The following is a 13,857-nucleotide window of genomic DNA, read 5'->3' as shown; positions in this document are numbered from 1 at the left end:
AACCAGAAAAGCCCACGTTTATGTGGGCTTTTTACATGAGATGTAGCTCAGCGTGCGTACATGCCCCACCAGAACACATGGCCTAGAATGACCAGTTGCTCATCCTCCATGTCACTGTAGGCATAGTCCTCGTCTGGATACTCGTCCCGGTTAAAACTTCGCAAACGAATACCTTGGGGCAACCGATAGAGCTGCTTTACCCGTAGCTGACCGTTGTGATTGATCGCATACAGATCACCATCAATGACCTCTTCAAGCGCACGCTTGCCTGCATTGACACCCACCGTTGCGCCATCGCGCAAAACCGGGAGCATGCTGTCACCGCGCACTGTTACACACTTGGCCTGATCGAATTGCACGCCATTATGGCGCAGGCTGCGCTTGCCAAAACGAAGCTTCGCACGCTCGCTCTCTTCAATGGCAAAACGCCCGGAACCGGCTGCTAATTCGACCTGGCGCAGAAAGGCGATGGCCACTTCATCATCAGCCACAGGGGTGTCGTCATCCCATAAGCAAATATCCCGCAGCTCCGGATGTCTCGGGTCGGCATCGGATAAAACAGGCCTGCGAGGACTCCCCCGGCCACGTAATTGATCGGTACTGATTTGGAAATACTCGGCGATTCTTGAGATTTGCCTGTCAGACGGATCGACAATTTTGCCATTCAAAATTCGCGAAAGTGTTGACTGCGGCACACCCGTACTACGGTGCAGCGCCATGGCCGTGAGCTGATGGCGAGCAAGCAGTTCTTTGAGGACGATAGAAACAGTTCGTTTAGGCATGGAGAGAATAGTGCTAGCGGTGTTTATAGATGGCAAATGCTATTTCTTCTATTAATAGCAGCGCCCATGAGCGCCTGTAGATGCACATGGCTGACATGTTAACCTTGCGCCCATTGCGAAAACTTCAGGCCACGCGCCTGCCTTTGCCCACTTTTAAAACGAATCCGCCTAAGCCTCTCATGAGTAAAAATACTTCCGACCTTTCCGGCCACACGCCAATGATGCAGCAGTACTGGCGCCTGAAGAACCAGCACCCTGATCAGCTGATGTTCTATCGCATGGGCGATTTCTACGAGATCTTCTACGAAGACGCGAAAAAAGCCGCCAAGTTGCTGGACATCACCCTCACCGCACGTGGGCAATCTGCCGGGCAGGCTATCCCTATGTGCGGGATTCCTTACCACGCGGCCGAAGGTTATTTGGCCAAACTGGTAAAGCTTGGCGAGTCGGTGGTGATTTGTGAGCAGGTGGGCGACCCGGCAACCAGTAAAGGCCCGGTCGATCGTCAGGTGGTGCGAATTATCACACCCGGCACGGTCAGCGATGAAGCGTTGATGGATGAGCGCCGCGACAACCTGATTGCCGCCGTACTGGGCGACGAGCGTTTGTTTGGGCTGGCGGTGCTGGACATTACCAGTGGCAACTTTTCGGTACTGGAAATCAAAGGCTGGGAGAACCTGCTGGCCGAACTGGAGCGAATTAACCCGGTTGAGCTGATGATCCCGGATGACTGGCCTCAAGGCTTGCCAGCAGAAAAACGCCGTGGTGTACGTCGCCGCGCGCCGTGGGATTTCGAGCGCGACTCCGCCTTTAAAAGCCTGTGCCAGCAATTCTCTACCCAAGACCTTAAAGGCTTCGGTTGCGAGAACCTGACCCTGGCTATTGGTGCCGCCGGTTGCTTGCTCAGCTATGCCAAGGAAACTCAACGTACCGCCCTGCCCCATTTGCGCAGCCTGCGTCACGAACGCCTTGATGACACCGTGGTGCTCGACGGTGCCAGCCGACGCAATCTGGAACTGGACACCAACCTGGCGGGCGGGCGCGACAACACGTTGCAATCGGTGGTTGACCGCTGCCAGACGTCGATGGGCAGCCGCTTGCTGACCCGTTGGCTGAATCGTCCACTGCGCGACTTGAGTGTACTGCTCGCGCGCCAGTCGTCGATTACGTGCCTGCTCGATGGCTATCGCTTTGAAAAGCTCCAACCGCAGCTTAAAGAAATTGGCGACCTGGAACGCATTCTGGCTCGAATCGGTTTGCGTAACGCCCGCCCGCGAGATCTGGCCCGGTTACGCGATGCCCTGACGGCCCTGCCAGAGCTGCAGGATGCGATGATTGGCCTCGAAGCCCCGCATTTGCAGCAACTGGCCAGCCTCACTGGCACCTATCCTGAGCTGGCTGCGCTGCTCGAAAAAGCCATCAACGACAACCCGCCTGCCGTCATCCGCGATGGCGGTGTACTCAAGACCGGCTATGACGCCGAGCTTGATGAACTGCAATCATTGAGCGAGAACGCGGGCCAGTTCCTGATTGATCTTGAAGCCCGCGAAAAAGCCCGTACGGGCCTCGCCAACCTCAAGGTCGGTTACAACCGGGTTCATGGCTACTTTATTGAGTTGCCCAGCAAACAGGCCGAACAAGCCCCGGCAGATTACATTCGTCGCCAGACGCTTAAAGGGGCCGAGCGCTTTATCACACCGGAGCTAAAAGCCTTCGAAGATAAAGCCCTGTCTGCCAAAAGTCGCGCATTAGCCCGCGAGAAGATGCTCTATGAAGCCTTGCTCGAAACCTTGATTGGTGAGTTGCCGCCCCTGCAAGACACAGCCGCCGCGCTGGCCGAACTGGATGTACTGAGCAATCTGGCTGAGCGTGCGTTAAACCTCGACTTGAACTGCCCACGTTTTGTCGACGAGCCGTGCATGCGCATCAACCAGGGGCGTCACCCGGTGGTTGAACAAGTGCTGACCACGCCGTTTGTGGCCAACGATCTGGCGCTGGATGACAACACCCGCATGCTGGTGATCACAGGTCCGAACATGGGCGGTAAATCGACCTACATGCGTCAAACCGCATTGATCGTTTTGCTTGCGCATATTGGCAGTTTTGTACCGGCGGCGAGTTGCGAGCTATCACTCGTTGATCGCATCTTTACTCGCATCGGCTCCAGCGATGACCTGGCGGGCGGACGCTCGACCTTCATGGTTGAAATGAGCGAGACCGCGAATATTCTGCACAATGCCACCGACCGCAGCCTGGTTCTGATGGACGAAGTGGGTCGAGGCACAAGTACCTTTGACGGCCTGTCGCTGGCCTGGGCTGCCGCTGAGCGGCTGGCTCAACTGCGTGCGTATACCTTGTTCGCCACTCACTACTTCGAGCTGACGGTTCTGCCCGAGAGTGAACCATTGGTCGCCAACGTGCACTTGAGTGCAACCGAGCACAATGAGCGCATCGTATTTCTGCACCACGTGCTGCCGGGGCCAGCCAGCCAAAGTTATGGTTTGGCCGTGGCACAACTGGCTGGTGTGCCAACTCCCGTTATCACCCGTGCCCGCGAGCATTTGAGCCGCCTGGAGACCACCAGCCTGCCGCACGAATTGCCAAAACCAGCCCCTGGCAAGAAGGCCGCGCCCCAACAAAGTGATTTGTTTGCCAGCCTGCCTCACCCGGTTCTGGATGATCTTTCCAAGCTGGATCTGGACAATCTCACACCGCGTAAAGCACTTGATTTGCTCTACACATTAAAGACACGCCTTTAAAAGCTGCTAGAATCGCGCGCGGTTCGGGATGCTACTGACCTTTTAGCCTGTTCAGTAGATATCACTCCCGAACCCTGCGAGCCCGAACTGGAAGGGCTTCGCTGCCGCCGCCTGAGGAGAAAATTAGAAATGACCTTCGTCGTCACCGACAACTGCATCAAGTGCAAGTACACCGACTGCGTAGAAGTCTGTCCGGTGGACTGCTTTTACGAAGGCCCGAACTTCCTGGTGATTCACCCGGATGAGTGCATTGATTGCGCGCTTTGTGAGCCTGAATGCCCAGCTCAGGCCATCTTCTCTGAAGATGAGATTCCTGCTGGCATGGAGAATTTTATTCAGTTGAATGTCGAGCTGGCTGAAATCTGGCCAAACATCACTGAGCGTAAAGACCCTCTGCCGGACGCGGCAGAGTGGGATGGCAAGCCAGGTAAGATTGCCGACCTGGAACGCTGATTGATGCTGTAGCTGAAAAGCCCCGTCTCGTTTGAGCCGGGGCTTTTTGCGTTTCAAGGCCGTTACGCGCTTATTTTGCAACCTGTGGCTTCTTGTAGTTGCTCACGCGTCACGCCTGACGCCAGCTCTACCAGTGTCAGACCGTGCTCGGTGACGTCGAGCACGCCCAGATCGGTAATGATCCGGTCAACCACGCCAACCCCGGTCAGGGGCAAATCGCAGGCTTGAAGCAGTTTATGGGCACCGCCTTTAGCGGTGTGCTCCATCAGCACAACGACACGCTTGACCCCCGCTACCAAATCCATCGCGCCACCCATGCCCTTAACCATCTTGCCAGGGATCATCCAGTTGGCCAGATCGCCTTTCTCCGAGACTTGCATCGCCCCCAGAATAGAAAGATTGATATGCCCTCCACGGATCATGGCGAATGAATCGGCACTGTTGAAAAAACTGCTGCCGGGCAAGGTGGTGATGGTTTGCTTGCCTGCGTTGATCAGGTCGGCGTCCACTTCGTCTTCAGTCGGGAACGGGCCAATACCGAGCAATCCATTCTCACTCTGTAGCCAGACATCCATGCCCTCAGGGATGTAGTTGGCGACGAGCGTCGGCAAGCCGATACCCAGATTGACGTAAAAACCATCCTGCAATTCTTGGGCGGCGCGGTGCGCCATTTCTTCACGAGTCCAGGCCATGATCAGGCGCTCCGCACAGTGCGTTGTTCGATGCGTTTTTCCGGGGTGGCGTTGAGCACCAGCCGTTGTACGTAAATACCCGGTAAATGAACGTGGTCAGGTTCGATCTCGCCAATCTCAACGATTTCTTCCACTTCAACCACACACACCTTGGCTGCCATGGCCGCTAAAGGGTTGAAGTTACGTGCAGTTTTGTTAAACAGCAGATTGCCGGATTTGTCAGCCTTCCACGCTTTAACCAAGGCGACGTCGGCCCGCAACGAACGCTCCATGACATACCACTCACCGTCGAATTCACGCGTTTCCTTGCCTTCAGCCACCAACGTCCCGTAACCCGTCTTGGTGTAAAACGCTGGAATACCGGCTCCACCAGCCCGAAGCTTTTCAGCCAGGGTGCCTTGTGGGGTGAATTCAAGCTCCAGCTCGCCTGCCAAATACTGACGCTCGAACTCTTTGTTTTCACCGACGTAAGAGGAAATCATTTTACGAATCTGACGAGTCGTCAGCAGTTGCCCTAAACCAAAACCATCGACGCCGGCATTGTTGCTGATCACGGTCAGGTCACGTTTGCCGGTATCCCGCAGGGCTGCAATCAAGGCTTCAGGGATGCCGCACAACCCAAAACCTCCCACAGCCAGGGTCATGCCGTCTTCAACAAGCCCCAGTAAGGCGGATTCAGCACTCGAGTAAATCTTGTTCACTTGTTATTCCTCGAATTTGCCGCGACGCTCTCGGCGATTCGCAGCCTGTTTGCTTAAGTTCAGGCAGTCCAATTGACCGGCACGCTGAACTCTGGCAGCTCTGGCCCAAGGCCAAAGCGTGTGCCGAGTGTAGGGGATACGTAGGCAACAACTCTAGATGCGCAAAAAAAGTCGAGGCTTTTTCGCAGTTCCACACCTGAACGACGCTCAAGCAAAAGGTTGCTTGAGGCACGACTTAATAGACTCTTAACCATACGGTAACAATTGGGCTACAAAATACTTAGCTGGCTACCTTTAAACCCGCGACCTAGACGTATATAAAGACCGCTCGGAATGAAACGGCCTCGATTGGGAAATCTTCCTACCCTTATTCTTTGTTCCGACTAAACTCTGAGCGAATTTGGCATTATTTGCGTAGGCTCAGGCTCAAGCTGATCATTTCGATGCCGGCATCAACCCATATTTCAGCTTCCTTGTGCAGCTCGAAGCTGTCGGGAACCAGTAGCCATTGACCGAGAATTCCGTCGATGTAGGCATGCAGACAAATAGCCGCGCGACGAGCATCGAGGTTTTTGGGGAGTTGATTGCGATGGATCGCGTTATTCAGTGTGAGCTCGATTCGACTATTACAGTCGACCATCGCCACTTGGCGTTGACGACGCAAATCGCACATTTCGTCAGTGAATTCACACTTATGAAACAAAATCTCATTGATGCGCCGGGTTTTAGGGTCAATGGCAATCTGGCAAAACAAATGGACCAGCAGCTTGCGCATGCACCCAAGCGGGTCAAGCTCATCCTGGCTTTCACTGGCTTTGGCCAGCTCCTCCAACGGCTCATGCAAACTGTCCAGCATGGCTTGCACAAGATCAGCCTTGTTGCTGAAGTGCCAATAAATGGCGCCTCGTGTAACGCCAGCCAACGCGGCAATATCGGCCAGCGTCGTGCGCGCGACACCACGCGTATAAAAGGCCTGCTCAGCCGCTTCGAGAATCGCACTGCGCGTTTCCTGAGCTTCTTCTTTGGTACGACGCACCATGGCAATAAAAACCTCAATCAGGAGGATCTGGACGGTTGCACTCACGCGTCCAAACCGACATCGGGTGGCGGTTGTTATGCCTTATCCCGGCCTACTTCACGCTCTAAAAAGGACTCAGTAGCGCACGTTGCAAAAGGGCCACGCTATTTACAAACAGACACGAATGTAAGTATATTCCTTAGCAAGCTACTTATCCACCCGGAACAGCTTTCTTTACCCTTCCACTATTCTTGTGCGCTTTCGCGTGCCTGACCCGAGGATCTTCATGCAATTCAAGCCAGCTGTTACCGCTCTGGTTGCTGCCATCGCCCTAGCTTCGCTTATCAGCGGATGTAAAAAGGAAGAGGCAGCACCTGCCCCGCAAATCCCTCAGGTCGGCGTCGTGACGCTGAAAACCCAACCATTTACCCTGACCACCGATCTTCCAGGGCGCACGACGTCTTATCGTTCGGCAGAAGTTCGTCCCCAGGTAAACGGGATTATTCTTAAGCGCTACTTCAAGGAAGGCAGTGACGTCAAAGAAGGTCAACAGCTGTATCAAATCGATCCGGCTATTTACCAAAGCAATGTATTGAGCGCCAAGGCAACGCTACAGTCCGCCAAATCACTGGCTGACCGCTACAAGCAATTGGTCGCAGAGCAAGCCGTAAGCCGTCAGGAATACGACAACGCCGAGTCGTCCCGTCTTGAAGCCGAAGCGGCCCTCAATACTGCGATGGTGAACTTGCGATACACCAAAGTACTGGCTCCGCTGACAGGCCGTATTGGCCGCTCGATCTACACTGAAGGCGCTCTGGTGACCAGCGGTCAGGCCAACGCATTGGCCGTGATCACGCAACTGGACCCGATCTATGTTGACGTGACCCAGTCCTCCGTCGAGATGCTCGAACTGCGTCGTGACCTGGCTGATGGCCGCTTGAAATCCGCAGGCGCCAACGCTGCCAAAGTGAAACTGACCCTGCCAGATGGCAGCCAATACTCAGAAGAAGGCCGTCTGGAATTCTCTGAAGTGTCAGTGGACGAAACCACCGGCTCCGTCACCCTGCGTGCCGTGTTCCCGAACCCGAAAGATATCCTGCTGCCGGGCATGTTTGTTCATGCGCAACTGGAAGCCGGTATCAACAGCGATGCCATTCTGGCCCCGCAAATCGGTGTGACCCACAACTCCAAAGGCCAGCCGACGGCACTGATCGTAGGCCCGGATAACAAGGTTGAGCTGCGCGTACTGCAAGCGACCCGTACCGTCGGTAGCGACTGGTTGGTGGAAGACGGCCTGAAACCGGGTGATCGTCTGATCACTGACGGCCTGCAATACGTCAAACCAGGTGTTGAAGTGAAAATCATGGATAAATCTCCAGGCGCATCCCCGGCATCTGCCCCGGCCACAGAAAAAGCTGCGGGCACTAAAGGGGAATAAACCATGTCGAATTTTTTCATCGACCGTCCGATTTTCGCCTGGGTAATAGCCCTGGTGATGATGCTTGTCGGAGCGCTGTCGATCCTCAAGCTACCGATCAACCAGTACCCGAGCATTGCACCACCGGCCATCTCGATTTCCGTGACCTACCCGGGCGCTTCGGCGCAGACCGTGCAGGACACCGTGGTTCAGGTGATCGAGCAGCAATTGAACGGTATCGATCATTTGCGTTATGTCTCGTCGGAAAGTAACTCCGACGGCAGCATGACCATTACCGCGACCTTCAACCAGGGTACTGATCCTGATACTGCTCAGGTTCAGGTACAAAACAAGCTCAACCTGGCGACACCGCTGCTGCCGCAAGAAGTTCAGCAGCAAGGTATCCGCGTGACCAAGGCAGTGAAAAACTTCCTCATGGTCGTTGGCGTGGTGTCCACCGATGGCTCGATGAACAAGGACGACTTGTCCAACTACATCGTTTCCAACATGCAGGACCCTATCTCCCGTACCGAAGGTGTGGGCGACTTCCAGGTGTTCGGTTCCCAGTACGCCATGCGTATCTGGCTCGACCCGGCCAAGTTGAACAAGTACAACCTGACCCCGGTAAGCGTCAAAACGGCCATTTCAGCTCAGAACGTGCAGGTGTCCTCCGGGCAACTGGGGGGTCTGCCAGCCGTCAAAGGCCAAGAACTCAACGCCACCATTATCGGCAAGACGCGTTTGCAGACCGCCGAAGAGTTCAAGAAAATCCTGCTCAAGGTCAACACGGACGGTTCTCAGGTTCGCCTGAGTGATGTGGCCGATGTGGCACTGGGGGGCGAGAACTACAGCGTCAGCGCTCAGTACAACGGCAAGCCGTCCTCCGGTCTGGCAATCAAGCTGGCCACTGACGCTAACGCACTGAACACCGCCAAGGCGGTACGCCAAACCATCGCGGATCTGCAACCCTTCTTCCCGCCTGGCATGGAAGTGGTTTACCCGTATGACACTACACCCGTGATCTCTGCCTCCATCGAAGGGGTTGTAGAAACACTGGTTGAAGCGGTTGTGCTGGTGTTCCTGGTGATGTTCCTGTTCCTGCAAAACTTCCGCGCCACCATCATCACAACGATGACGGTGCCGGTGGTATTGCTGGGTACGTTCGGGATCCTCGCTGCAGCTGGCTTCAGCATCAACACCCTGACCATGTTTGGCTTGGTGCTTGCCATCGGCTTGCTGGTGGACGATGCCATTGTCGTGGTTGAAAACGTCGAGAGGGTGATGGCCGAAGAGGGATTATCGCCCAAAGAAGCCACCAAAAAATCCATGGGGCAGATTCAGGGCGCCCTGGTCGGTATCGCCCTTGTACTGTCAGCCGTATTGCTGCCAATGGCGTTCTTCGGCGGCTCTACCGGTGTGATCTACCGTCAGTTCTCGATCACCATCGTATCGGCCATGGCGCTGTCGGTTATGGTCGCCTTGATCTTTACTCCAGCCTTGTGTGCCACGATTCTCAAACCGATTGCCAAAGGCGATCACGGCGAGAACAAGCGCGGGTTCTTCGGTTGGTTCAACCGCACGTTCGACAGCGGCGTCAAGCGCTACGAAAACAGCGTCGGCAGCATCCTGCGCCACAAAGCTCCGTACTTTCTGGCCTACGTATTGATCGTCGTGGGCATGATCTTCCTGTTTACGCGCATTCCTACCTCCTTCCTGCCAGAAGAAGACCAGGGCGTATTGTTTGCTCAAGTTCAGACACCACCCGGAACAACAGCCGAACGCACACAGGACGTCATCGACAGGATGCGTGAATACCTGCTCAAAGATGAGTCGTCGTCCGTATCGTCAGTCTTTACGGTAAACGGCTTCAACTTTGCAGGTCGCGGTCAAAGCTCTGGTCTGGCATTCATCATGCTCAAGCCGTGGAGCGAGCGTGGCCCTGAAGACAGCGTATTTGCCTTGGCAGCACGGGCACAAAAGCACTTCTCCACATTCCGCGATGCGATGGTGTTCGCCTTTGCTCCCCCTGCCGTAATGGAGCTGGGTAACGCCACCGGTTTTGACGTTTATCTGCAAGACCGGGCCGGTATCGGTCATGACAAACTGATGGAGGCGCGTAACCAGTTCCTCGGTATGGCCGCGCAAAGCAAGATCCTGTCCGGCGTACGTCCAAACGGATTGAACGACGAACCTCAGTACAAACTGATCATCGACGATGAGGCCGCGCGCGCTCAGGGCGTCAGTCTGTCAGACATCAACGACACGCTGTCTATCGGTTTGGGTGCCAGTTACGTCAACGACTTTATCGACCGTGGACGGGTGAAGAAGGTGTTCTTGCAAGGCAATGAGACCTCGCGCATGAACCCCGAAGACCTGAAAAAGTGGTACGTCACCAACGATGAGGGAACGATGGTGCCCTTCTCGGCCTTCGCCCGCGGCGAATGGACCTACGGCGCACCCAAGCTGTCGCGTTACAACGGTGTAGAAGCCATGGAGATTCTGGGTGCACCCGCTCCGGGCTACAGCAGCGGCGAGGCGATGGCAGAAGTTGAAGCGCTGGCCAAGAAGTTGCCTGCAGGTGTGGGTATAGCCTGGACGGGGCTGTCTTACGAGGAGCGTCTGTCCGGTTCGCAAGCACCTGCACTGTACGCAATCTCCTTGCTGATGGTCTTCCTGTGCCTTGCAGCCTTGTATGAAAGCTGGTCGATTCCAATTGCGGTCATGTTGGTGGTGCCACTGGGGATTATCGGTGCATTGCTGGCCACCAGCCTGCGCGGTTTGTCCAACGACGTTTACTTCCAGGTGGGGCTGTTAACCACCATCGGTCTGGCAGCGAAAAACGCCATTCTGATTGTTGAATTTGCCAAAGAGCTACACGAACAAGGGCGAACGTTGACGGAGGCCGCGATTGAGGCGTGCCGTATGCGTCTGCGTCCGATCATCATGACGTCGCTGGCCTTTATCCTCGGGGTGGTGCCATTGGCCATTTCCAATGGTGCAGGTTCGGGCAGCCAGCATGCCATCGGTACCGGCGTAATCGGTGGTATGTTGAGCGCTACCATTCTGGCCATCTTCTGGGTGCCTCTGTTCTTCGTAGCCGTGTCCTCCATCGGCAGCCGCGCCGAAGGTAAAAAGAAAGTGGACCTGACTAAAACTCCAAACAAAGAGGCTGGCCAATGAGCAAGTCGCTTCTCGCAGTAGCTATCGCCGCGTTTACGCTGGGCGGCTGCTCGTTGATTCCGGATTACCAGCGCCCTGAAGCGCCGGTAGCCGCGCAGTACCCTAAAGGCCCGGCTTACTCGCCTACGGAGGCGGCCAATCAGGCCGCCGCCGAACAAGGCTGGCGTCAGTTTTTCCATGACCCAGCCCTGCAACAGCTGATTCAAACGGCCTTGGTCAACAACCGCGACCTTCGGGTCGCGGCGTTGAACATCGACGCGTATGCCGCGCAATACCGTATCCAGCGCGCCGATCTGTTTCCGGCGGTCAATGCGGATGCCAGCGGCAGTCGTCAACGCACCCCGTCGCGCATGTCGCAAACCGGAGAGTCGGGCATCACCAGCCAGTACTCGGCGACCCTTGGGGTCAGTGCTTACGAACTGGACCTGTTTGGCCGAGTCCGCAGCCTGAGTGACCAAGCGCTTCAGAACTACTTTGCAACCGAAGAAGCGCGACGCACCACCCAGATCAGTCTGGTGGCCAGTGTCGCCAACGCCTACTTGACCTGGCAGGCTGACAAAGAACTGCTGAAGCTCACTGAAGACACACTGAAAAACTTCAACGAGAGCTACAAGCTGACTTTGCGCAGCAACGAAGTGGGTGTGGCCTCGGCGCTGGATGTGAGCCAGTTGCGGACCTCAGTCGAGAATGCCAAGGTGCAACTGGCACGGTATACCCGTCAAGTTGCCCAGGATCAGAACAGCCTGGTTCTCCTGTTAGGGACATCGTTGCCGGACAACCTGCCAGCAGCCAAACCGCTGGCCGTCGACTTGTTGAATGAAGTCCCGGCAGGCTTGCCGTCGGACTTGCTGCAACGTCGCCCGGACATCCTTGAAGCCGAGCATCGGCTGTTGGCCGCCAACGCCAACATTGGGGCCGCACGTGCTGCGTTCTTCCCCAGCATCAGCCTCACCGCCAATGCGGGGACCTTGAGCCCTGATTTGTCTGGGCTGTTCAAGGGCGGTTCGGGCACGTGGCTGTTCTCGCCGCAAATCACCCTGCCGATCTTTAACGCAGGGGCTTTGCGCGCCAGCCTCGACTACTCGAAAATCCAGAAAGAGATCACCGTTTCTCAGTATGAGAAAACGATCCAGACGGCGTTCCAGGAAGTCTCCGACGGTCTCGCATCCCGCGAGACTTACAAACAGCAGTTAGAGGCTCAAAGCCAATTCGTCAATGCCAACCAAGATTACTATCGCTTGGCAGAGCGTCGTTATCGCATCGGCATCGACAGCAACCTGACCTTCCTTGATGCTCAGCGCTCGTTGTTCAGTGCGCAGCAATCCTTGATCACTGATCGCCTGTCGCAGCTGACCAGTGAGGTCAATCTGTACAAGGCGCTAGGTGGCGGCTGGTATGAACAGACCGGGCAAAACCGTCCGATTTCGGACGAACCGCCCAAGGCTTGATGCCTGCCGGTTAAACAACAAACCCGCCTTTTGGCGGGTTTGTTGTTTAACCGGAACGTAAATCTCGTAGCAGCTGACGAGTAATGCGAGGCAGCGTTCGACGATGCAATCGTCGCAAGGACCTAAGCCGAGAAACGTTTACGACTGCTGCGCAGCCGGACGTAGCCTCGTACTACTCGTCAACTGCTACGCAGGTATTGCTTAGCCGCGCGACTCTATGCCCAGCTCATCCCACACCGACTCAGCCAGATGGAATGTCGCATTGGCCGCCGGGATGCCGCAGTAAATGGCACTCTGCATCAACACTTCCTTGATCTCGGCCCGGCTCACCCCATTATTCGCCGCTGCGCGCAGGTGCAACTTCAACTCTTCACTGCGGTTCATGCCGATCAGCATCGCTATGGTAATCAGGCTGCGGGTATGGCGCGGCAGACCGGGGCGCGTCCAGATGTCACCCCAGGCATGGCGGGTGATCATTTCTTGAAACTCACTGTTGAATTCGGTCAGGGCATTGAGGCTGCGATCCACATGGGCATCGCCGAGCACTTCACGGCGCACGCTCATGCCTTCGTCATAACGTTGTTTTTCGTCCACAAAACGCTCCTTAGATCGACGTCTCAACTAACAGAAATTCAAGCACTCGTTGGCTGAAGGCATCACCGGCTTGCACGTTGGACAGGTGAGCCGCATGGAACTCGGCATACTGCGCGCCCCGTACATGCTCCTGAATGAAATGACTGCCCGCTGGCGGGGTGACCGCGTCTTCAGTGCCGGCGATCACCAGCAGGGGAACCGTAATTGCGCCCAACTGGTCACGAAAATCAGCATCGCGTACCGCCGCGCAATTGGCGGCATAGCCCTGTGGCGAGGTGGCGGCCAGCATATCGGTAATGCGCTTGGCTTGCTGCGGGTTGGCCTGCGCAAAGTCAGGGGTGAACCAGCGGGCAATTGACGCATCGCGCAGGCCAGCCATTGCCGCAGCCCCCTCACGCAACACCGTTTCAATACGCGGGTTCCACACGGAGGGCTCGCCGATCTTGGCGGCGGTGTTGCAGACCACTAATTTGTTTAAGCGTGAACCGGCATTGATGCCCAACCATTGGCCGATCAATCCGCCCATCGACAAGCCGCAAAAATGAGCACGCTCGATAATCAGCGCATCCAGCAAAGCCAGCACATCGGCGCCCAGTTGCCCAATGGTGTACGGGCCTTCGGTGACCAATGACTGACCATGACCCCGGGTGTCGTAGCGCAATACCTGAAAATGCTGGGTAAACGCAGGCATCTGAGCGTCCCACATGCCTAGATCAGTGCCCAGCGAGTTGGACAAAACCAACACCGGCGCACCTTGCGGGCCGTCCAGCTGGTAATTGAGTTCACCTTCAGCAAGTTGTACACGTCCCACGC

The 13,857-nt window shown here is 56.0% G+C and carries 11 protein-coding genes; 5 read left to right on the top strand and 6 right to left on the bottom strand.

The features are described 5' to 3' along the window. Window positions 1-47 precede the first annotated feature (47 nt). Window positions 48-782: an XRE family transcriptional regulator gene (locus ACI7MX_RS09630; RefSeq protein WP_314488193.1), complete on the bottom strand. Its 735-nt coding sequence runs from the start codon at window positions 780-782 to the stop codon at window positions 48-50. Between the two features lie 179 nt (window positions 783-961). Between ACI7MX_RS09630 and mutS the strand changes: the two genes are divergently transcribed. Together mutS and fdxA are read left to right on the top strand one after the other, a co-directional pair. Beyond that, window positions 962-3,541, top strand: a complete 2,580-nt coding sequence (gene mutS / locus ACI7MX_RS09625; RefSeq protein WP_405587231.1) for a DNA mismatch repair protein MutS — start codon at window positions 962-964, stop codon at window positions 3,539-3,541. Window positions 3,542-3,670: 129 nt separating this feature from the next. Continuing rightward, the gene (gene fdxA, locus ACI7MX_RS09620; protein WP_122784713.1) at window positions 3,671-3,994 is read left to right on the top strand and encodes a ferredoxin FdxA; all 324 of its coding nucleotides are present in this window, start codon (window positions 3,671-3,673) and stop codon (window positions 3,992-3,994) included. 62 nt (window positions 3,995-4,056) lie between these two features. On the opposite strand, the gene ACI7MX_RS09615 is transcribed toward fdxA, so the two are convergent. From ACI7MX_RS09615 to ACI7MX_RS09605, 3 genes are all read right to left on the bottom strand, one after another. Further along, window positions 4,057-4,686, bottom strand: coding sequence for a CoA transferase subunit B (locus ACI7MX_RS09615; RefSeq protein WP_405587235.1), 630 nt, complete (start codon window positions 4,684-4,686; stop codon window positions 4,057-4,059). 2 nt (window positions 4,687-4,688) lie between these two features. Further along, window positions 4,689-5,387 carry a CoA transferase subunit A gene (locus ACI7MX_RS09610; RefSeq protein ID WP_405587238.1) on the bottom strand — a complete coding sequence of 233 codons (699 nt, stop codon included), beginning with the start codon at window positions 5,385-5,387 and terminating at the stop codon, window positions 4,689-4,691. Window positions 5,388-5,793: 406 nt separating this feature from the next. Next, on the bottom strand, window positions 5,794-6,426 hold the full coding sequence (locus ACI7MX_RS09605; protein WP_405587443.1) for a TetR family transcriptional regulator: 633 nt from the start codon (window positions 6,424-6,426) through the stop codon (window positions 5,794-5,796). A 265-nt stretch (window positions 6,427-6,691) separates the two neighbouring features. Between ACI7MX_RS09605 and ACI7MX_RS09600 the strand changes: the two genes are divergently transcribed. The 3 genes from ACI7MX_RS09600 to ACI7MX_RS09590 are packed head-to-tail and all read left to right on the top strand — an operon-like array spanning window position 6,692 to window position 12,450. After that, complete coding sequence (locus tag ACI7MX_RS09600; RefSeq protein WP_405587241.1) at window positions 6,692-7,843, top strand: efflux RND transporter periplasmic adaptor subunit; 1,152 nt, start codon at window positions 6,692-6,694, stop codon at window positions 7,841-7,843. Between the two features lie 3 nt (window positions 7,844-7,846). Beyond that, window positions 7,847-11,002 (top strand): efflux RND transporter permease subunit, encoded by a 3,156-nt coding sequence (locus ACI7MX_RS09595; RefSeq protein WP_314488209.1) that lies wholly within the window; start codon window positions 7,847-7,849, stop codon window positions 11,000-11,002. Further along, window positions 10,999-12,450 carry an AdeC/AdeK/OprM family multidrug efflux complex outer membrane factor gene (locus ACI7MX_RS09590; protein WP_314488213.1) on the top strand — a complete coding sequence of 484 codons (1,452 nt, stop codon included), beginning with the start codon at window positions 10,999-11,001 and terminating at the stop codon, window positions 12,448-12,450. The genes ACI7MX_RS09595 and ACI7MX_RS09590 overlap by 4 nt, the downstream gene beginning before the upstream one ends. A 201-nt stretch (window positions 12,451-12,651) precedes the next feature. Here the strand turns inward: ACI7MX_RS09590 and pcaC are convergent, their stop codons facing one another. Together pcaC and pcaD are read right to left on the bottom strand one after the other, a co-directional pair. Next, window positions 12,652-13,044, bottom strand: coding sequence for a 4-carboxymuconolactone decarboxylase (pcaC, locus tag ACI7MX_RS09585; protein WP_405587245.1), 393 nt, complete (start codon window positions 13,042-13,044; stop codon window positions 12,652-12,654). Between the two features lie 10 nt (window positions 13,045-13,054). Continuing rightward, on the bottom strand, window positions 13,055-13,855 hold the full coding sequence (pcaD, locus tag ACI7MX_RS09580) for a 3-oxoadipate enol-lactonase (RefSeq protein WP_405587248.1): 801 nt from the start codon (window positions 13,853-13,855) through the stop codon (window positions 13,055-13,057). Window positions 13,856-13,857: the final 2 nt, after the last annotated feature.

Source organism: Pseudomonas sp. 2024-210, from assembly GCF_045062345.1.
Lineage (GTDB): Bacteria > Pseudomonadota > Gammaproteobacteria > Pseudomonadales > Pseudomonadaceae > Aquipseudomonas.
This window is presented reverse-complemented; position numbering and strand designations above follow the sequence as displayed.

Coding starts and splice junctions, on each gene's coding strand:
- ACI7MX_RS09630 (WP_314488193.1), bottom strand. CDS start 782: ATGCCTAAACGAACTGTTTCTATCGTCCTCAAAGAACTGCTTGCTCGC.
- fdxA (WP_122784713.1), top strand. CDS start 3,671: ATGACCTTCGTCGTCACCGACAACTGCATCAAGTGCAAGTACACCGAC.
- mutS (WP_405587231.1), top strand. CDS start 962: ATGAGTAAAAATACTTCCGACCTTTCCGGCCACACGCCAATGATGCAG.
- ACI7MX_RS09595 (WP_314488209.1), top strand. CDS start 7,847: ATGTCGAATTTTTTCATCGACCGTCCGATTTTCGCCTGGGTAATAGCC.
- ACI7MX_RS09590 (WP_314488213.1), top strand. CDS start 10,999: ATGAGCAAGTCGCTTCTCGCAGTAGCTATCGCCGCGTTTACGCTGGGC.
- ACI7MX_RS09600 (WP_405587241.1), top strand. CDS start 6,692: ATGCAATTCAAGCCAGCTGTTACCGCTCTGGTTGCTGCCATCGCCCTA.
- ACI7MX_RS09615 (WP_405587235.1), bottom strand. CDS start 4,686: ATGGCCTGGACTCGTGAAGAAATGGCGCACCGCGCCGCCCAAGAATTG.
- ACI7MX_RS09605 (WP_405587443.1), bottom strand. CDS start 6,426: ATGGTGCGTCGTACCAAAGAAGAAGCTCAGGAAACGCGCAGTGCGATT.